At 48.3% G+C, this 302-nt stretch carries 1 pseudogene; it reads left to right on the forward strand.

Annotated features, from left to right (window positions below):
- Window positions 1–302, forward strand: a pseudogene (locus OGV94_RS00095) (hypothetical protein); the annotation flags it as partial.

A 302-nucleotide genomic window follows, 5' to 3' on the forward strand; every position in this document is an offset into this window, starting at 1 on the left:
CGTCGCGCATCACTGTCCGCCTCTGACAATAAAAAAAAGGAACAGCATACAGCAAACGTTGACACGCAACGCCCCAAAAACCCTTTCTATCGCCGTTCCGTACTGATCCCGCAGGCGGAAAGATGGCAGGAGGATCTGCCGGTTCAGTGGCTGGAACACGATGTTGAACCCAATGCTATCTGGCTGAACGAAAAGAATGATATCTGGCTGGAAATTCCCCGCTATGAGAATCAGATCTCATGGGGCGGCGGTGATATTTTTGCCTTCCTTTTAGTGCCATTTATGCTCTTTTATTTAATCAG

It is taken from the genome of Citrobacter sp. Ce006, assembly GCF_030336535.1.
Classification (GTDB): Bacteria; Pseudomonadota; Gammaproteobacteria; order Enterobacterales; family Enterobacteriaceae; genus Citrobacter; species Citrobacter europaeus.